An 18,629-nucleotide genomic window follows, 5' to 3' on the forward strand; every position below is an offset into this window, starting at 1 on the left:
TAGTGAAACCAAGCTTGTGGATTAAAGCGGTTTTCCCAGAAGACGGTTAACAAAATACCTTAAGGTTCCTCTTGCACAACAGGCGGCACGAAATTCCCTGAACCAGAGCATTTCGGCGAGAATCAGCCAGATGCTGCGAAATACATCTTTCATGCGATGGTATTTATTAAAAGTAATCAGGTTTAGAAAAATCATCGCCACGGTAATATAGGCAAGATATCCCCAGGCCATCACCAGAAACCAGAAAATAACCTGATAGTCGATATCTCCAATAAAGTAGGCAATGATAAAGGTGCAGTAAGAGCAGAACTCGACAACTGGCCCTAAAATTTCAAAAAGCACAAAAGCTGGAAAGCTTATTAAACCTACAATTCCATAGCGAGGGTTGCCGAACATCGTGATAAATTTCATGGCACTTCGCCACATGCCGCGCTGCCATTTATCACGCTGATTCCAGAAGCTTTTGGCAGTTGATGGAACTTCCGTCCAGCAAAAGGCGTTTGGTGAATGATTCAGAGAATGAGGGAATCTGTTTTTGATCATATAACGATGCAGTTTGAGCGTAATCTCCGCATCATAGGAAAAGTTTTGCGAATCATAGCCGCCGACCTCGCGAAGGCTTTGTGTTTCAAACAAGGTAAATGCACCAGGATAGCACATGGCTCCGCCCAGCACATTGAGTCCGGCTCTTCCATAAAGAAAGGAGCGCAAGTATTCCAAACCCTGCACGGCAGGCACGAAGCGTTTGGGTAAATCGGTGGTTAGTAAACGTCCATTCTGGACTTTATTTTCATTCAGTACATACACAGACCCGCTGACCACAATACAATGGCCTTTTGATAAAAAACTGAACATCATGCGAGTCAAAGCCTCTGGCTCGAGAACCGTATCGGCATCCACTGTGAGCATAATGGGGGTTTGACAGGCATTTAAGCCGACATTGACGGAGTCCGCCGCGCAATGATAGGGCGAATGCTCTTTATCAATGACCATCAGATTAGGAAAGCGAGCTGATTGAAAGCAGTGCCTGACTTTACAGGTAGGTATGGTTTGCTTAATTACCGTAGGAATTTCATACAACTGGAATTCATCAATCAATATTTCCATCGTTTTATCGGTTGAACCATCATTAACTACAATAAAACGAACATTTTTATAATTGCTGTTTAAGCCGCTGTAAAGCATGGAAAGAATGCGATGCTGCTCATTAAAAGCGGGGGTTACAATGGTAATTGGTATCTGAGTCAGTTGATCAATAAACAGGCTGATATCACCCAGTGTCACTTCGCGAAACTTCTTGATTACCTCAGGAAAGGAAAGTATCAGCAGCAAGGAATACCAGAGCCCAAGGAATGTAAAATAGACCAGAATACAAATCGAGATAAAGAATAATATACCCGTCATTTTCTATTTCCCGAAAGAAGTATTCGTTGAGCGGTCTCGTAAGCAAATTTATCATTCTCTGGCGATTGTGCTTTTAATATGTCTATGCCGGCTTCTCCCTGTGCATATAACGAGGTGGCAGAATTCACCCGCACCCACCACTGCGGATCGGTTAATAAAATACTTAATATATCCATACTCCTGGAATTGTGAATCCTGGCCAGAGATTTTGCAACCGCTGCACGTACCTCCCATTGAGGAACAAAGGCTAAATCATAAAGAATCTGGTTTTTCCGCTCATCCTGTACTTCTGTCAGGTATTCAATGATGCCAATACGTAAATCGACCAGATCAAACAGCAAATCGTCAATGGCACAATCAAGAAGTCTGGTGTAAGGGATTTGTTTCAAGAGTCGATAGCAGAATAACTTGGTATACGGCTCTCTTTCAATTTGCAGCCTGGCAATAATAATGTCCGCCACATCATAATTGGACACTTCCGATATTTGGGCGAAGAAGGATTGCTGCAGATGGCGGCCTTTGGCAAAACTGGTAATCAATTGATTAATAACGATTGGATTTTGATATCGGATACCAGTGCTCGCCGCATTTATCGATATTAATAAAGTATTGTCACGAACTAATTGACTCAGCCTGTCTTCATCACTTTTTTCAAAGCCATAACTGAGGCAAATCGCTGCATAATAGCGTTTAAGCCAGTGACGGGAATTGTAAAGATTTCTGGCTGCAGGTTGCAATAAGTTATCTGAGAGATAAATGATGAACCGCTTAAAAGCAGCCTCATGCTGATGATGAGTTTCCATCGTCTTTAGTACCATGAGAACCACATCAATCGCTTTGATGTATTGGCGTAATTTTTTAGCAGGTAATTCCTGCTCTTCACTGAGACAAGCACTCAGGCGTAGGGCAATTTCATCGGCCAATTTTTTGGTTTTGCCTGCGCGGTAGTGAAAATAGCCACGGGTAAAATACATGGCTAAAACAAAAATAAATATGAGTGCAAACTGAAAAAGAACCACAAACTTGATGATTCCTAAAAATTGAGCCATAGCAAGCCTAAAAACGGTATCGTAAACCCAGGCTGCCGTCGTATAAACGGCGGACCAGGTCAGAAGGGTATTGCCAGCGCTGATATCCGGCACTTAAATCAACTACCAGATGATGATTGAAAATCGGGAAAGTATAATTCACATTAATAAAACTGTTTTTGATAACCAGGAAATTAACAGTTAATAAATCGGCCAAATCGGGGCTGTGGCCGCTGCCCCCACCCAAACCGATATAATGATCATCAGTAGAAAAATATTTCCTCACCCTTCCTGTATATAAATAGGACTTGCTGTTTGAATCCCGCGGAACAAAATAAAAAGGGCGAAAGCTAAGCCACAAACTGCCGGGATATAGATTAAACGAGCCAGTATAAGTGCTCAGATAGGTGCTGGCTATTTGCGCGTATTTGGCTCCTGCAGATAATTCAAAGAACTTGGGTATATTGACATAGCCCTCTGCAGCACCGGTAAAATCCGGAAACAAGGCGGGTTGATCGGACCAGGCTGCCATTAGATCAGCATAAATATTTCGGTTGAATCGGGGAGAGATGTCTATTTCATATTGGTTTGCATTGAGACTCTGTCGTGAAGCATAGTTAATCCTCCCTCCCAGTCGGCCCCAGTCTGTATCACGGCTATAGTAAAGGGTTGACCAATCCCATATAGAGTGAAGATCATCGACATAGGCGTTATCGGAAGCGATACCAATTTCATTCACACCATAGGTATATCTTGGGCTGATGCTGCTAATCTCATTCAACATTCCCCTTGCGCCTCGATTGTCGGGTGAGAGCATCAGAACCTTCTGATAGACCCGGGCTGCCACCGCGTATTCGCGCAGGATAGTGTTAATTTCGCCCTTTTTCAGCAATAGATCAATATTTCGTGGCTGAGTACGCAGGCCTTTATTGATAAGAAGTAAAGCCTGCATATCATTATGCTGGCTGAGGTAAAGATCAGCCAGTGCAATGCGGTATCTGGTATTTTCAGAATGGATTTCCAATAATTGAATCAGGTAGACCTTTGCCTTTTCATATTTTTTCTGACCAATCAACTGATTTACTTTGACTAACTCCGGATCAATGGGTTCGACAGTCGCCGGTGCGGGGGAAACTGGTTTTTTATTTTTGATCGCAGTCAAAGAGGCCAGATTTTTTGCGAGCTCTTTCAGATCGTGATTGCCAGGATTGAGTCTTAATCCAGCTTGCAGCAAATCCCTGGCATCCTCATATTTTTTATTGATAAGCTGAATGCGAATAAGAGCTGCCCGCGCATCCACATAGGCGGGAGTTTTTTCCAGTACCATTTTAAAATAGCCGGAGGCTTTGGCAAATTGCTGCTGTTGATAATAGATAAGTCCTAATACCAGAGTAACATCACCATCATCAGGGTTTTTGCTTAAGTAACTCATTGCTTTGGCTTTAGCCAGTTCCAGTTTTCCCTGTTGCCTTAGTTGTTGCAGCTCGGCCAGCAGTTTTTTTGAATCATCCGTTCTGGCAGCGCTGGGCGCCTGTATTTTGAGTGCTATCCTGGAAGCAGAGGAGGGTGCGGGCATACTCGCTACTTTTTGTGGTGAGGGAACAGGCGTTTCTGCTTTCACCAGCTGATTCTGCAGTTTCAATAATTCAGCCTGTCCGGGTTGAAGTCTAAGCCCCTCTATCAACAGTTTATTCGCTTCAGCAAAACGACTCTGCCGCAATTTAAGTCGGATTAAAGCGACTCGGGCATCGGTATAAGTTGGAGTATTGGACAAGACCTGTCGAAGATAGAATTCTGCCTCAGCAAGATTATTCTGCTGCATTTCAATCAATCCAAGCAGCAGCTGTACATCGCCATCCTTTGGAAATTGATGCAGATAAATTTTAGCTGCCTCTTTGGCTTCTTCAAGCCTGCCTTGCTGACGAAGAGTCTGAATCGTTCTTAAAATATCAGCTTCTGCCGGGCTTTCCTTATTTTGAGTGGACGCGCCGGCTGGCAATGACGGGATGACTGACTCCGCTCCTTGAGCAATAACAGGCAAGCTGAAAAAAATAAGGATCATCCATTTCAAATTATATTTCATCAGCTTATTTCAATTTAATGAGTCTGGGTTGGCGTTATAATCACCATAGGTTGACATAGAAAAAGCCGGCAATCAAGCTTGCACACAGGCGTAATCGCCTCATGTTCTGGCAAAATTATCAATTAAGCGAATGTCGCCAATCAGGACCGCGACATAACGACGGTTCTGATAATCAAGCAAATACTCCACCTGTATACCCCTGGATTCCAGCTCGGTAATAATCTCGGCACAGGATTTGTTCTGATGAAAAATTTGCGCAAACTGGTTCGCTAACTGTTTTTGTTCTGCGGTCAGGCGGTTGTTTCTCGAGCTATAGGCCAATCCACTTTCTTCCCTGATTGTGGGACAGCCAATGACCTCGATGTCCATAAAAAAGGCGGAAACCATTCCTTTGATTAATTGATATTGCTGATAGTCCTTTTCCCCAAAGTAGGCGCGGTCCGGTTTAATCAGATTAAATAATTTCATTACGATGGTCAGCACGCCATTAAAATGCCCGGGACGATATTGCCCCTCCATCAATTTGCAAAACTCGTTTTCCTGAATCTGGTAGGTGTAACCATCATGATAGATAGCCTCCTTTTCTGGCAGCAGGCAAAAATCAACGCCGGCATTTTCCATTAACTGTAAATCGGCTTCGAGGCTGCGGGGATAATGATTAAAATCATCCTGACGGTTAAATTGAGTTGGATTGACAAAGAGGCTGGTTGCAGTGAGTCCATTCTCTCGCTTGCTTCTTTCAAAAAGCGACAAATGACCGATGTGCAGATTACCCATCGTGGGGGCAAAACCAATATCTGCTTTTTCTGGCAATGAACGGCGAAAGTTAATCCAGTCCTCAAGTCGATTAAAAATTTGCATAATTTTGTAGCCTTCACTATTAAGGTAAAATCCTCTCTCCCCTCAGGGGAGAGAGTTAGAGACACTGCCATTAAGTTAAGGAGTTATTGTAGGTTGGGCCCTTGGCCCAACAAAAGGGTCGAACCACTCCAGAACTCAATGTTGGGCCAAGGGCCCAACCTACATGTAATTGCAGAACTCCCTTAACCTAATCTCCACTTAAAAAGCATGTTCCTTAGCTGGAAATTGTGCATGCCTGACTTCATTAATATAGTCATTAATCGCCTGTCGAAAATAGGCTTTACCTTCACAATATTGTTTCAGAAAATGCGGTTTGAAATCATTTAAGCCCAGCATATCATGCCAAACCAATACCTGCCCGTCTGTTCCAACACCGGCTCCTATACCAATTGTCGGGATAGAAAGATGGCTGGTTATGTGTTCCGCCACATTCTGAGGAACGCATTCCAGAACCAGAGCGCAGCAGCCGGCAGCCTCCAGATCTTTGGCCTGGTTAAGTAATTGCTCTGCCTGCTCCCGGGTTTTACCCTGTACCCTATACCCGCCCAGCTGATGAACTGACTGGGGAGTAAGGCCAATATGTCCCACAACCGGTACGCCAGCGGCGACCAAATGGTTTATGGTTTTGCAGGTGTCCAAATCCCCGCCTTCAATTTTTACGGCCTGCGCTCCAGCCTGCAGCAGACGCCGTACATTGGCAACGGTTTCCTGCTGTGAGCCTTTATGCGCCAGGAAAGGCAGATCGCTGACCAGGAATTGTTTTTTTATACCACGCGCAACTGCACGAGTATGAAATTCCATCATTTCAATGGTAGCCATTACCGTTGTCTCATAGCCGTGAACAGCCATGGCCACTGAATCACCCACCAGAACACAATCCAGTTCAGTTTCTGCAATAATGCAGGCGGATGGGTAGTCGTAGCAGGTCAGAAAGGATATTTTTTCACCTAGTGCTTTTTTACGCTTGAAATCGGTGATTTTCATGATGTTCTCCCTGTCTGAGTTATAACAGGGAATAATTCAGGTACCTGTCTCATGGATCAAGTCCTCCATTTCATATAAGTGTTTGTCAAAGTCACTGCCCATCGGGTCAGTGCTGGGGGAGTTTGTTTAGTAAAAATAAACTCCTTACTTAGATCATAAAGCACGTGCATCAAATTGCAAGATGAGTTATATACTCAAGTCGCCCAAAACCTGGCATTTTGAAGTTGCTGGGGTATAATTTACCATTAATTTAAACTGGCTGGACCGTAATGATACCTGTTGACAAATTGAATATACCCGGCGAACATCCTTTCAGTTTTGAAGGCGATGCAGGCGCTCTGGAAGCGGTGCTTAACGTTCCCGCGCAATCAATGACACCTGCGATTGCCTTCCTTGGACATCCTCATTCTCTGCAAGGCGGCTCCATGAATAATAAAGTGGTGACTACGATGGCACGTGCTTTCAGGGAGCGGGGTATTCCCAGTATCCGCTTCAATTTTCGCGGTGTGGGTGAGTCAAAGGGCAATTATGATGAAGGTATTGGCGAAAGCGAGGATATGCTGAAGCTGATTCAATTATATCGGGAAGCTGTACCCAATGCTGAAGTGATTCTGGCGGGGTTTTCCTTCGGTTCATTTGTTACTTACCGCAGTGCGTCGTATTGCCCGCATCGTTTATTAATCAGCATTGCGCCGCCGGTGCATCACTATGATTATTCCCTGTTCAAGCCTCATGACTGGACTATTTTCCAGGGTGACGAGGACGATGTGGTCCCATTATCCCTCGTTTTGGATTTTGCCGCCAGGGAGCCGCAGATTGAATTAATACGCTTTGCGGATACCGGGCATTTTTTTCATGGAAAACTGCTGGAACTAAAGGCTGCCTTAAAGCAGCTGTTAATTGCAAGAGAAATAGGTTATGAGCCTGCTTGAACAGTATGACCGAGCTATTCAGACCGGTGATATTGAAAACGATCCGCTGCAGCGTGATGTTTTACTTCTGCTTGAGAAATTAAGTACCGAGCTAAGCGCCCCGAAAAAATTTTCACTATTTTCGCGCTGGAAAGCGCCTCTTACGGGGTTATATATGTATGGCTCAGTAGGAGTCGGTAAAACCTTTTTAATGGATATGTTTTACGAAAATCTTTCTATTAAAGAGAAACTCCGTTTTCATTTTCATCATTTTATGCAGCAGGTCGATAAACGCCTGCGCGCCCTGCAAGGCATAAAAAATCCTTTGCAGCGGATAGCCAGCGATATTGCCCGCTCCACAAGAGTATTATGCTTCGATGAATTTATGGTGGACGATATCGCTTATGCGATGATCCTCGGCGAGTTATTGCAGGCCCTGTTTGAGCAGGGAATTATCCTGGTGGCAACTTCCAATAGCCCGCCGGACAAGCTTTATTGGAAGGGAGTGCACAGAGCCCGCTTTTTACCGGCCATTGCGGCAATTAAAACCCATTGTCAGATTATTGAGCTCAGAGAACGCCGTGATTATCGCCTGGGCCGGCAAAAGCATGTAGAAACCTATCTCTACCCGTTAACACCGGCCACTCAGTCATTAATGGAGAAGCAATTCATTGAATTGGACCCGCATTTTCAAGGGGCGGGCGCTTTGCAGGTTCAGAATCGTGACATTCCCTATCTCATGAAAGCAGAGGTGCAAATCTGGTTTGACTTCAGAGTAATCTGCAATTTACCGCGAAGCCAGCTGGATTATCTCGAAATTGCCGAACAGTTCGACACGGTTTTTGTAAGTTCAATACCTAAGTTCAGTGAACGGGATACTATTTATGCCATTTTATTCATCCATTTCATTGATGTAATGTACGACCGCGGTATCCGCCTGATCCTGTCGGCTGAAGTACCTCTAAGCGAACTTTACCGCAGCGGTGAAATGACCCAGCCATTCAAGCGCACCTTGAGCAGGCTTGAAGAAATGCAGTCGGAAGATTATTTGCAACGGCGAAAGGGGCGATCAAGTCGACACTTATCCAGTTTAGGTTAAATAAGAAATTTTCCTGTTCATAATAAAAATTCAAATGAGAATGATTATCGATATCATTTATGTTAGAATTAATTTTATTGCTGTCAATTTGTAAACTTCGATGCGAATAGATGATTTAAAAAAAGGTGATTGTGTGCGTTTGCTTGATTTTGGCATCACTGAGCCCTCCTATCGGCGCAGGCTGCTTTCTTTAGGTATCACGCGCGGCGCGGAATTAAAAATTATTCGTGTGGCTCCTCTGGGTTGTCCTGTACAAGTTGAGGTTCGTGGCACATCGATTAGTTTGCGTCGGGAAGAAGCGCGTTATCTGCTTCTGGAGAAGGCATAATGCATATTTTATTAGTGGGTAATCCCAATTGCGGTAAAACAACATTGTTCAATGGCTTAACCGGTGAAAATCAGCGCATTGGCAACTGGCCTGGTGTTACGGTAGAAAAGAAAACCGGCTCGTTTAAGGTACGGGGTGAGTCCATTGCCATCACTGACTTACCAGGCATTTACAGTCTGTCAGCCGCAGCAGGGGAAGCCAGCCAGGATGAGCAAATTGCCTCGCGGGCGGTTATGGAATTGCCTGCCGATTTAATTGTGAACGTGATCGATGCCAGCCATCTTGAGCGCCATTTATATTTAACCAGCCAATTACTTGAGTTGGGCAAGCCGCTCATAGTTGCTTTGAATATGACTGATATTGCAGAACAACAAGGCGTAAGCATACAGATAGAACAGTTGTCAAAACGTCTGGGTTGTCCAGTCGTCCCCTTGCAATCCCATAAAAAAGTCGGCTTCAGGGCGCTCGAAGCGCAAATTATGGATCATAAAGGATCCTGTAAGCCGTTAAGCTTGTCTCTGCCTGCGGACGCAGAAAAGGAATTACAGGATTTCACCCGGCACCTTATTGATGATAAGCAGCTGATGCCGCATTTGGCTCATTACCACGCCTTGAGGAGTCTTGAGGGTGGCGTCTGTTTTTCAGAGGCTGGCTCCCTGGCGGACTATGACATCAGCCTGGCGGATGCCCGCTATCAGCTTATTCATGAGATTGTAAACAGCGTTCAGCAGAAAAAGAGTGATGCCAGCGAGCATTTCACCGCCCGGCTGGATCGTTTTGTATTAAACCGATTTCTGGGTTTTCCTGTATTTCTCGCCGTCATGTATCTGATGTTTTTATTTGCTATCAATGTAGGCGGGGCATTTCAGGACTTCTTTGATATTACTACCGATACTCTTTTTGTGCAGGGCAGTGCCTGGCTATTGGCGCAAATACATACACCACAATGGTTAATAGCCATGATTGCCAACGGCATTGGGGTGGGAATTAATACCACACTGACCTTTATTCCGGTGATTGCCTCGATGTTCTTTTTTCTCTCGCTGCTGGAAGCATCCGGTTATATGGCGAGAGCGGCATTTGTGGTCGATAAACTGATGCGCCTTTTGGGCCTGCCGGGTAAATCCTTTGTACCGATGATTGTCGGATTCGGCTGCAACGTGCCTGCTATTATGGCGGCAAGAACCCTGGATTCCGAGCGAGATCGCTTATTAACAGTATTAATGAGCCCTTTTATGTCCTGCAGCGCCCGTCTGGCGATTTATGCGGTGTTCGTTGCCGCGTTTTTTCCCAGCGGGGGGCAAAATGTCGTTTTTGCCTTATATCTTATTGGTATTTTGATGGCGGTATTAACCGGATTACTGCTGCGTAAAACGACTTTGCAGGGACAGGCATCGCCTTTGGTTCTTGAGCTGCCTGTCTATCATAAGCCTTCATTACGCCGTCTGCTCAGAGAGACCGGGTTTCGCTTAAAACATTTTATTGTGCGCGCCGGGCGCGTCATTATTCCTGTTTGCATTTTATTGGGCGGTTTAAATGCCTTGACGATCAGCGGCGGTATTAGCAGTAATGAGGCCGATACGCATTCCGTTTTATCCTTGCTGGGTCAATGGCTGACGCCGCTGTTTGCCCCCATGGGACTAACCCAGGAAAATTGGCCGGCTACAGTGGGGCTCTTGACAGGGATGCTGGCAAAAGAAGTGGTGGTCGGTTCTTTAAACTCTCTTTATGCACAGCTGGGTCACGTAGGGCAATCGGCGCTTGACGGCTTTGATTTCCTGGGCTCACTGCAATCGGCCTTCTGGTCAATTCCTGAAAATCTGGCGAATCTTGGGCAGGCATTGATCAATCCTATTCTGGCGAGCGCGCCTGACAATGAGCTTTCTCATTCAATGTACGGCATGATGGCCGAGCGTTTTGATGGTAAAGCCGGTGCATTTGCCTATTTATTGTTTATCCTTTTATATATACCCTGTGTTTCTACAATGGCAGCTATTCGCCAGGAAGCCAATCGCCAGTTAATGTGGTTTTCAGTGATCTGGTCTTTTGTAGTGGCTTACACCGCAGCGGTTTTATTTTATCAATTGGCGCGATTCGGTCAGCATCCGTATCAGGCCATTGGCTGGATTACAGCTTTGGCGCTGTTCATGACTGGGTTTATCAGTTATCTTCGCTGGCAGGGGGTTAGGAAGAATAAACATGCTTATGCAAATTCTTGAGTATTTTAAAAAAGAGAAAGTAGCCAGTAATCAGCAATTGGCAAGATTATTAGGCATCGATATTGGCGCACTGCAGCCTATGCTTGATCTTTGGCTGCGAAAAGGAGTGATTGCCTGCTGTCAGGAAAAGTCAGCCTGTCAGAGCAGTTGTTTCAAGTGTAAAGCCACTCCACCCGTTTACTATCAGTATGTCGCTCCAAACTAATAGCTTGCGATGCACCACTGTTTGTTGACTGCTGCCCGGATTTACAAATTTTTTTCTATTTATCAGGGATACACCTATCCTTAAATTGAGCTAAGATAGTCTATAGATAGTGAACCGGTGTAAATTATGGCTGAAGCAAATAATTCTGATGGCTTTTTGATTGGGGATGACATTCGCCAGGAAATTAAAAATGCCCAGGATATGGACCCTATAGCATTGGTAGAACAGGTCTATCAACTCTGGTGGCATTGGGCTAATTTTGAATTGTATATTATTAGTCCTATTATTGATCCGGTAATACCTCCTTTAGTTATCGAGCCTGAATTACTGCCCAACTCGCAAGAGCGTGAATTCGTTTACAATATCCATGACTTCGGCCATAAAATGACCACGTCAAAGGCAGAGGATATGTATGAGGCGGGCATGTCGATGTGCAAACTGTATTACACCATAGAAAAAATGATCTTCCTGCTAATCGAACGATTAAAGTCGGGTGGTATTGATCAGGAAACAGAAGTACAAATTGCTTTTGGTGGTCATGAGCTGGGCCAGCGAAAGGCTTTCGAGTCTGTAATCAATCTCAGTTACAATGTGGTTGTAACCAATTTCGACCCCGGTGCCTGGGGCGAACGCTATTTGCAAAATGTCAAAGTATTGGCCGCCAAGGGCTATGGTTATCCCGAAGGTACCCCGCGTGATGTTTATCGAAAACACCCGCAGGCGGGCACTCCAGGTATGAAGAGATAAATCCTTTTAACGCCAAATGCCTACGTTCCGCGCTTTATGCGCGGAATCCAGTTTCTTTACGAGTCTCTGGATCCCTCGGACAAGCCGAGGGACGTAGAAGCCAGGAGCAGACAGTAACTCAAAGTTTAATCAGCCGCCATTGCTTTTCACCTTTCTTAACCAGGCGTAATTTCCAGCTTCGCATCCCGATAGTCTGTCCTCCGGAACGCAGAGAAACGAAGTAATAAAAAAAGAAAAGCAACGATAAGGCGAGTTGTAGATAGTGATTGCCTGGCATGATCGCCTGGCCATGATTCAGAAATACAGCAATCCCTGTCAAAATAAAACTGAGAGCGCTGAGAATCAGGCAGTCATAAAGGCAGGCGGCAAGGCATCGAGTCCACATGTATGATGATATTAAATGAAATTACCTGTTTTAGCAGGAGAACCCCTACCAAAGCAAGGAGTTTCCTGTGAAAATTATCATTCTTTCACAAAGAGTGGAATTGCTTCAAAAAAACAGAGTGGTATACTTTGCGAGGTTTTGGCTTGAGTTTTGATAATTCAGCGTTGATTATTGTCTCTAATTTTAAGGATGGCTAATAAGTGAAACAAAAACGACCGATAAATCTTGATTTGGGGTCTTTAAAATATCCACCGATGGCAATCGCATCGATTTTACACCGCATTTCCGGAATACTATTATTTGTGCTGATGCCAGTCGCATTCTATTTTATAGATTTATCCCTCCAGAGCGAAGAGTCATTTCGCAAAGTGGGAGAGATGATGGCCCATCCATTTTCAAAACTGGTGTTCTGGGGGCTGGGCGCAGCATTAATTTATCATTTTCTTGCAGGCATACGACATATGCTGATGGATTTAGGTTATGGAGAACACCTGGAATCCGGGCGGCGCGGGGCGATTTTAGTCATTAGTGCGTCGGTCATCTTTTCACTTCTTCTGGGGATATGTATATGGTAACAAATGTCACCAGTTTGACCGGAAATGGTCTACGGGATTGGTTAATTCAAAGAGTCAGTGCGGTTTATTTTGCTGCCTATATGGTTTTTATTCTGGCATTTCTGCTCATCCATTCGCCGTTTAGTTACACCGAATGGCATGCCTGGGCTCAAAGCAGCTGGTTCAAAGTAGCCAGTTTACTGGCATTGGTTGCATTCTCCCTGCATGCCTGGATAGGAATATGGACTGTTACTACTGACTACATAAAATGTACGGTTCTGCGGCTCAGTGTCCAATTATTGGTTGCAGGTTGGTTATCCGCCCAGTTTATCTGGGGCTTCATGATTTTCTGGGGACTATAAATGGCCTTAGCTCGTAATAAATTTGATGCGGTAATTATTGGCGCTGGCGGTGCAGGTATGCGCGCCGCCCTTCAGCTCGCCAATTCAGGATTGAAAGTGGCTTTATTATCAAAGGTCTTTCCAACCCGATCACATACAGTATCGGCGCAGGGAGGAATTACCGCGGCACTCGGCAATGCGGATGAAGACGATTGGCGCTGGCATATGTATGATACCGTCAAGGGAGCAGACTATATCGGCGATCAGGACTGTATCGAATACCTGTGCAAGACCGGGCCTGAAGCAGTGTACGAATTAGAACATATGGGGTTGCCATTCTCCCGTATGGACAATGGCCGTATTTACCAGCGTCAGTTTGGCGGGCAATCAAAAAACTTCGGCGGTGAACAGGCCGCTCGAACTTGCGCTGCCGCTGACCGGACAGGTCATGCGCTTTTGCATACGCTGTATCAGCAAAACCTGCGTGCCAAAACACATGTATTCAGCGAATGGTATGCCCTTGATCTGGTAAAAGATGCGCAGGGCAGGATAGCTGGTGTAACCGCAATCTGCATCGAGACTGGTGAAGTTGTATTCTACCAGACCCGTATCTGTATTCTGGCAACCGGCGGTGCTGGGCGTATCTATCAATCAACCACAAATGCCTATATCAATACTGGCGATGGATTTGGAATGGCGCTGCGCGCTGGAATCCCCCTGCAGGATATGGAAATGTGGCAATTTCATCCAACCGGTATTGCTGGTGCAGGAACACTGGTCACTGAAGGTTGCCGCGGTGAAGGCGGTTATCTGATCAATAAAGATGGCGAGCGCTTCATGGAGCGCTATGCGCCACGCGTCAAGGATCTGGCTTCCCGTGATGTGGTCGCCCGGGCGATGGCACTGGAAATTCGTGCCGGCAAGGGCTTTGATCCACAGGGTGTAGATTATGTGAAATTAAAGCTTGACCACCTTGGTGCCGATTTAATTAAAGCCCGCCTGCCAGGCATTCGCGAGCTGTCAATCAAGTTTGCAGGTGTGGATCCGATTGTCGAGCCAATTCCTGTTGTACCCACCTGCCATTACAGCATGGGCGGAATTCCAACTAACATTCATGGGCAGGTTCTGACACATCGCAACGGTATGGATCAAATCGTTGAAGGCTTGTACGCTGTCGGTGAATGTGCCTGTGTCTCCGTGCATGGCGCAAATCGTCTTGGCGGTAACTCACTGCTTGACCTGGTTGTTTTTGGCCGGGCTGCTGGATTGCATGTAGAAGAATTATGGCAATCGAATCAATTGCCGGATATGCCTTATGTAACCGATGATGATGTCGCCATGTCGCTGGCTCGCTATCAGCGCTGGCAAGATGCAAAAGAGGGTGATTCACCGGCGGTACTGCGCGCAGAAATGCAGCGGGTGATGCAGGAGGATTTTGGTGTGTTCAGAACTGGCCAGGTGATGGCCGAAGGGCTGCATCGTCTCGATGCATTGAAAGCACGTCTGGAAAATGCCTGTATCAAAGACAAGAGCAAAGTATTTAATACAGAATTGATTTCAGCTCTTGAGCTGGACAATTTAATGGCTACGGCCTATGCGACAGCGCAATCAGCACTCGCACGCACAGAAAGCCGCGGAGCGCATAGCCGTGAAGACTTTCCAAAGCGTGATGATGCGAACTGGATTAAACATACGCTATATTTTGGTGAAGAGAACCTCATTGATTATCGGCCGGTTAATGTGAAGCCGAAATATGTAGAGCCGTTTCAACCCAAAGAACGTGTTTATTAAGAGGATATATTATGTCGGCAAGCAGAACATTGAGCCTGCATCTCTATCGTTACAATCCTGAGGTTGATAGCAAGCCTTATGTGCAGGAATTTAAAATGGAGATCCCCGCCAAGAGTGATCCCATGCTGTTAACTTTACTGGAAAGGCTTAAAGCGGAGCAGGACGAAACGATTACTTATCGTCGTTCCTGCCGTGAGGGCGTTTGCGGATCAGACGGAATGAATATTAATGGCACGAATGGATTAGCCTGCATTACTTCCTTGTCACAATTAAAAACCGATAAAATTATTATTCGCCCTCTGCCTGGCTTCCCGGTTATTCGTGACCTGGTTGTTGATATGTCGCAATTTTATCAGCAATATGAGCGTATTGAACCTTATCTGCAAAATGATGAGGTGGCGCCTGCTCGTGAGCGTCTGCAGACTCCGGAGGAGCGTTCCAAGCTGGATGGTTTGTATGAGTGCATTTTATGCGCTTGCTGCACCAGTTCCTGCCCGTCATTCTGGTGGAATCCAGATAAGTTTGTTGGTCCAGCCGGATTACTACAGGCGCGGCGTTTCCTTGCAGACAGTAGAGATACAGCTACTATTAAACGGTTGGATAAATTACAGGATCCATTTAGCGTTTTTCGTTGTCGTTCGATTATGAATTGCGCCAATGTGTGTCCGAAGGGACTCAATCCGACGCAAGCGATTTCTGATATTCGCAAGCAAATGTTAACAGAGGAAACTTGATAAGATTCTGATAGCTCTGATTAATCAGAAAGGCGGCGCATGCAGCGAACGACGTGATTGAGCAGAGCATTTCCCTTTGGAGAGTGAAAAATGAGTGCTAGTGATTTGCAAAATGAATGGGCTTTAGGCTATCTTTCAGGCGGCAGTATGGCCTATGTGGATGGGCTTTATGAAGATTATCTTCAGGATCCTGATTCCGTTCCTGCTGATTGGCAAGCTGTTTTTAGCAAAATGGCTGCGGAAAATAGAGGTAATGGTCAGGATGTAGCGCACCGTGAAGTTCGAGATTACTTTTTGCAAAACGCAAGCCGAAAGAAAACAGCAGTTGTCAGCTCTGAAGACAGCAAGCAATATCAGATAGCTCATCTCGTCAATGCGTATCGTGCCTATGGCCACCATGCGGCCAGGCTTGATCCTCTTGATATGGCCGAGCGTATCTCTGTACCGAGCCTTGAACTAGGTTATCACCATCTTACCGAGAGCGATCTGAACCGCAGCTTTTATGTCGGTAATAATTTCAACGGCTCTGAAATGCCTCTGAAAGATCTCTACAAGGCATTACGTGATACCTACAGCGGCAGTATCGGTATTGAGTACATGCATATTTCGGATAATGAAGAAACCGAGTGGCTGCAGAAAAAAATGGAGTCCAGCCGCGGTCGTCCTCAATTTAATAATGAACAAAAGAAAAAAATCCTCAACGATTTAATTGCTGCAGATGGTCTGGAGCGTTACCTGGGTACGCGCTATGTCGGACAAAAGCGTTTTTCGCTTGAAGGTGGGGATTCATTAATACCGATGATGAAAGAAATCATCCACCAGGCCGGTGAGTTTAAAACCAATGAAGTCATCATCGGTATGGCACATCGCGGCCGTCTCAACGTGCTGGTGAATGTGCTCGGAAAAGCCCCTGATGCCTTATTTCAGGAGTTTGAAGGCAAGGTTAAATCAGAGCTGACTGGTGATGTGAAGTATCACATGGGCTTTTCTTCTGATATTCGTACCGAAAGCGGGGCAATTGTTCATCTGGCTCTTGCATTTAATCCCTCGCATCTTGAAATCATTGGGCCCGTGGTAGAAGGTTCAGTTCGCGCCCGCTTAAGACGGCGTAATGATTTGGAAAAAAAGGACAAAGTGGTTCCAGTGGTCATACATGGCGACGCAGCCTTTGCCGGCCAGGGTGTCGTAATGGAAACCTTCAACTTTTCACAGGCACGCGGTTATTCGACTGGCGGTACAGTCCATATCGTCATTAATAATCAGATTGGGTTTACAACCAGCAATCCTCTCGATGCCCGTTCCACGCTTTATTGTACGGATGTGGCTAAAATGGTTCAGGCGCCGATCATTCATGTGAATGGCGATGATCCGGAGGCCGTGGTTTTTGCGACCCAGATAGCCTTTGATTTTCGTATGAAGTTTAAACGTGATGTGGTGATTGATTTAGTCTGTTATCGCCGTCATGGACATAACGAAGCTGATGAGCCGTCGGTTACGCAGCCGACGATGTATCAAAAAATAAAGAGCATGCGTCCTTTGAGAGAAATTTATGCCGATCAACTCATAAATGAGCAAATTATTTCCAGGGAGCAAGTAGACGAAGCCATGGAAAATTATCGCAACCGTCTCGATCAGGGCCAGCCGGTTGTTGAACTGGTACACGGTGATTACGAAGGAAAGATATCGATTGACTGGTCGCCTTATGTGAATGCCAAATGGACTGATAAAGCCGATACAACGATAAGTCCTGCCGATATTAAAATGCTTTCCGATAAAATACAGCAATTACCGGAAGGGTTTGAACTGCATCCGGTCGTCAGCAAACTGATGGCTGAACGTCAGAAGATGACTGATAATGAAATCCCCATGAACTGGGGTTATGCGGAAACAATGGCCTATGCCAGTCTGCTTAATGATGGCTATAAGGTACGTCTGTCCGGTCAGGATTGCGGTCGTGGTACTTTTGCTCATCGCCATGCGGTTTTGCATGATGTGAAAACAGGGGATTCTTATGTTCCACTGGAAACCCTGTCGACCGATGCTGAACGAAACTTCGTGGTAATCGATTCGGTGCTGTCAGAAGAAGCCGTCCTCGCATTTGAGTATGGTTATGCCTCTTCCGAGCCAACCTCACTGGTATTGTGGGAAGCGCAGTTTGGTGATTTTGCCAATGGTGCGCAGGTTGTAATTGATCAGTTCATCAGTTCTGGTGAGCAGAAATGGGGACGCTTATGCGGTCTGGTGATGCTGTTACCGCATGGTTATGAAGGCCAGGGACCGGAGCATTCATCAGCCCGTCTTGAACGGTATATGCAGCTTTGCGCCCAGCATAATATACAGGTCTGCACACCTACCACACCGGCACAAATGTTCCATTTACTGCGCCGGCAAATGATTCGAAACTTCCGTAAGCCCTTAATCGTAATGACGCCCAAAAGTTTATTACGCCATAAGCTTGCAGTATCCCCGCTTTCTGATCTCTCGGAAGGAAAGTTCCACACAGTAATCCCCGAAGTGGATACAATGGATCCGGCCAAAGTTACAAAAATAGTATTATGTTGCGGAAAAGTTTATTATGATCTGTTGCAAAAACGCCGTGACGAGAAAATTGAGAGTGTTGCAATCATTCGAGTTGAACAACTCTATCCTTTCCCTAAAAAAGCGCTAGGAAACGAGCTTGCCAAATTCCCGAATGCAAAAGCAATTGTCTGGTGTCAGGAAGAACCTCAAAATCAAGGGGTCTGGTTCTCTTCCCAGCACAACATCAAAGACTGTCTGAGCCCGGAGCAAACATTGAGCTACGCCGGCAGAAGCTTTGCAGCTTCTCCAGCAGTAGGCAGCCCCTTGCTTCATGCCAAGCAACAACAAGAACTGGTACAAGCGGCATTAAGTAATTAAAAATGATAGGTCCAGCGGTATAGCCGCTGGAGAAAATAACAATTAGTTAAGAAGGAC

17 protein-coding genes are annotated in these 18,629 nt (G+C 45.6%); 11 read left to right on the forward strand and 6 right to left on the reverse strand.

What is annotated here, in order from left to right:
• Positions 1-21 precede the first annotated feature (21 nt).
• The 5 genes from LXA66_RS08825 to panB all read right to left on the reverse strand — a co-directional run bounded on the left by LXA66_RS08825 (position 22) and on the right by panB (position 6,360).
• A complete protein-coding gene (locus LXA66_RS08825; RefSeq protein ID WP_233012839.1) occupies positions 22-1,404 on the reverse strand; it encodes a glycosyltransferase in 1,383 nt (460 codons plus the stop codon).
• Entirely contained in the window at positions 1,401-2,546 is a 1,146-nt protein-coding gene (locus LXA66_RS08830; protein ID WP_233012840.1) for a HEAT repeat domain-containing protein, read from the reverse strand. The genes LXA66_RS08825 and LXA66_RS08830 overlap by 4 nt, the downstream gene beginning before the upstream one ends.
• Complete coding sequence (locus LXA66_RS08835; RefSeq protein WP_233012841.1) at positions 2,461-4,515, reverse strand: YaiO family outer membrane beta-barrel protein; 2,055 nt, start codon at positions 4,513-4,515, stop codon at positions 2,461-2,463. The genes LXA66_RS08830 and LXA66_RS08835 overlap by 86 nt, the downstream gene beginning before the upstream one ends.
• 99 nt (positions 4,516-4,614) lie before the next feature.
• Positions 4,615-5,376, reverse strand: coding sequence for a pantoate--beta-alanine ligase (gene panC, locus LXA66_RS08840; protein WP_233012842.1), 762 nt, complete (start codon positions 5,374-5,376; stop codon positions 4,615-4,617).
• A 198-nt stretch (positions 5,377-5,574) separates the two neighbouring features.
• Positions 5,575-6,360 (reverse strand): 3-methyl-2-oxobutanoate hydroxymethyltransferase, encoded by a 786-nt coding sequence (panB, locus tag LXA66_RS08845; protein ID WP_233012844.1) that lies wholly within the window; start codon positions 6,358-6,360, stop codon positions 5,575-5,577.
• A 269-nt stretch (positions 6,361-6,629) separates the two neighbouring features.
• Between panB and LXA66_RS08850 the strand changes: the two genes are divergently transcribed.
• The 6 genes from LXA66_RS08850 (at position 6,630) to LXA66_RS08875 (ending at position 11,869) form a co-directional block, all read left to right on the forward strand.
• Complete coding sequence (locus LXA66_RS08850; protein WP_233012845.1) at positions 6,630-7,292, forward strand: alpha/beta hydrolase; 663 nt, start codon at positions 6,630-6,632, stop codon at positions 7,290-7,292.
• Positions 7,279-8,370 (forward strand): cell division protein ZapE, encoded by a 1,092-nt coding sequence (gene zapE, locus LXA66_RS08855; RefSeq protein ID WP_233012846.1) that lies wholly within the window; start codon positions 7,279-7,281, stop codon positions 8,368-8,370. Before LXA66_RS08850 ends, zapE begins: the two co-directional genes overlap by 14 nt.
• A gap of 100 nt (positions 8,371-8,470) precedes the next feature.
• Positions 8,471-8,698 carry a FeoA family protein gene (locus LXA66_RS08860; protein ID WP_058507088.1) on the forward strand — a complete coding sequence of 76 codons (228 nt, stop codon included), beginning with the start codon at positions 8,471-8,473 and terminating at the stop codon, positions 8,696-8,698.
• Entirely contained in the window at positions 8,695-10,917 is a 2,223-nt protein-coding gene (gene feoB / locus LXA66_RS08865) for a Fe(2+) transporter permease subunit FeoB (protein ID WP_233013036.1), read from the forward strand. Before LXA66_RS08860 ends, feoB begins: the two co-directional genes overlap by 4 nt.
• Positions 10,898-11,122 carry a FeoC-like transcriptional regulator gene (locus LXA66_RS08870; RefSeq protein WP_233012847.1) on the forward strand — a complete coding sequence of 75 codons (225 nt, stop codon included), beginning with the start codon at positions 10,898-10,900 and terminating at the stop codon, positions 11,120-11,122. Before feoB ends, LXA66_RS08870 begins: the two co-directional genes overlap by 20 nt.
• A gap of 126 nt (positions 11,123-11,248) precedes the next feature.
• Positions 11,249-11,869 (forward strand): virulence factor, encoded by a 621-nt coding sequence (locus LXA66_RS08875; protein ID WP_112219487.1) that lies wholly within the window; start codon positions 11,249-11,251, stop codon positions 11,867-11,869.
• A gap of 118 nt (positions 11,870-11,987) precedes the next feature.
• Here LXA66_RS08875 and LXA66_RS08880 read toward each other — a convergent pair whose 3' ends face one another.
• Entirely contained in the window at positions 11,988-12,254 is a 267-nt protein-coding gene (locus LXA66_RS08880) for an RDD family protein (protein WP_233012848.1), read from the reverse strand.
• Between the two features lie 200 nt (positions 12,255-12,454).
• Here LXA66_RS08880 and sdhC point away from each other — a divergent pair, with 200 nt between their 5' ends.
• From sdhC to LXA66_RS08905, 5 genes are all read left to right on the forward strand, one after another.
• Positions 12,455-12,829, forward strand: coding sequence for a succinate dehydrogenase, cytochrome b556 subunit (gene sdhC / locus LXA66_RS08885; protein WP_112219485.1), 375 nt, complete (start codon positions 12,455-12,457; stop codon positions 12,827-12,829).
• Positions 12,823-13,170, forward strand: coding sequence for a succinate dehydrogenase, hydrophobic membrane anchor protein (gene sdhD / locus LXA66_RS08890; protein ID WP_112219484.1), 348 nt, complete (start codon positions 12,823-12,825; stop codon positions 13,168-13,170). Before sdhC ends, sdhD begins: the two co-directional genes overlap by 7 nt.
• Complete coding sequence (sdhA, locus tag LXA66_RS08895) at positions 13,171-14,940, forward strand: succinate dehydrogenase flavoprotein subunit (protein WP_058507095.1); 1,770 nt, start codon at positions 13,171-13,173, stop codon at positions 14,938-14,940. It abuts the gene before it with no gap.
• Positions 14,941-14,951: 11 nt separating this feature from the next.
• Positions 14,952-15,674 (forward strand): succinate dehydrogenase iron-sulfur subunit, encoded by a 723-nt coding sequence (locus LXA66_RS08900; protein ID WP_233012849.1) that lies wholly within the window; start codon positions 14,952-14,954, stop codon positions 15,672-15,674.
• 90 nt (positions 15,675-15,764) lie between these two features.
• Entirely contained in the window at positions 15,765-18,572 is a 2,808-nt protein-coding gene (locus LXA66_RS08905) for a 2-oxoglutarate dehydrogenase E1 component (RefSeq protein WP_233012856.1), read from the forward strand.
• Positions 18,573-18,629 lie beyond the last annotated feature (57 nt).

The sequence above is a fragment of the Legionella sp. 16cNR16C genome, from assembly GCF_021297775.1.
GTDB lineage: Bacteria > Pseudomonadota > Gammaproteobacteria > Legionellales > Legionellaceae > Legionella_C > Legionella_C quinlivanii_A.

What these genes read in the sequence shown, in the direction of transcription:
- LXA66_RS08825 (WP_233012839.1), bottom strand. Translation starts at nt 1,404, where the DNA reads ATGACGGGTATATTATTCTTTATCTCGATTTGTATTCTGGTCTATTTT.
- LXA66_RS08835 (WP_233012841.1), bottom strand. Translation starts at nt 4,515, where the DNA reads ATGAAATATAATTTGAAATGGATGATCCTTATTTTTTTCAGCTTGCCT.
- panC (WP_233012842.1), bottom strand. Translation starts at nt 5,376, where the DNA reads ATGCAAATTTTTAATCGACTTGAGGACTGGATTAACTTTCGCCGTTCA.
- panB (WP_233012844.1), bottom strand. Translation starts at nt 6,360, where the DNA reads ATGAAAATCACCGATTTCAAGCGTAAAAAAGCACTAGGTGAAAAAATA.
- LXA66_RS08850 (WP_233012845.1), top strand. Translation starts at nt 6,630, where the DNA reads ATGATACCTGTTGACAAATTGAATATACCCGGCGAACATCCTTTCAGT.
- zapE (WP_233012846.1), top strand. Translation starts at nt 7,279, where the DNA reads ATGAGCCTGCTTGAACAGTATGACCGAGCTATTCAGACCGGTGATATT.
- LXA66_RS08860 (WP_058507088.1), top strand. Translation starts at nt 8,471, where the DNA reads ATGCGAATAGATGATTTAAAAAAAGGTGATTGTGTGCGTTTGCTTGAT.
- LXA66_RS08870 (WP_233012847.1), top strand. Translation starts at nt 10,898, where the DNA reads ATGCTTATGCAAATTCTTGAGTATTTTAAAAAAGAGAAAGTAGCCAGT.
- LXA66_RS08875 (WP_112219487.1), top strand. Translation starts at nt 11,249, where the DNA reads ATGGCTGAAGCAAATAATTCTGATGGCTTTTTGATTGGGGATGACATT.
- LXA66_RS08880 (WP_233012848.1), bottom strand. Translation starts at nt 12,254, where the DNA reads ATGTGGACTCGATGCCTTGCCGCCTGCCTTTATGACTGCCTGATTCTC.
- sdhD (WP_112219484.1), top strand. Translation starts at nt 12,823, where the DNA reads ATGGTAACAAATGTCACCAGTTTGACCGGAAATGGTCTACGGGATTGG.
- sdhA (WP_058507095.1), top strand. Translation starts at nt 13,171, where the DNA reads ATGGCCTTAGCTCGTAATAAATTTGATGCGGTAATTATTGGCGCTGGC.
- LXA66_RS08900 (WP_233012849.1), top strand. Translation starts at nt 14,952, where the DNA reads ATGTCGGCAAGCAGAACATTGAGCCTGCATCTCTATCGTTACAATCCT.
- LXA66_RS08905 (WP_233012856.1), top strand. Translation starts at nt 15,765, where the DNA reads ATGAGTGCTAGTGATTTGCAAAATGAATGGGCTTTAGGCTATCTTTCA.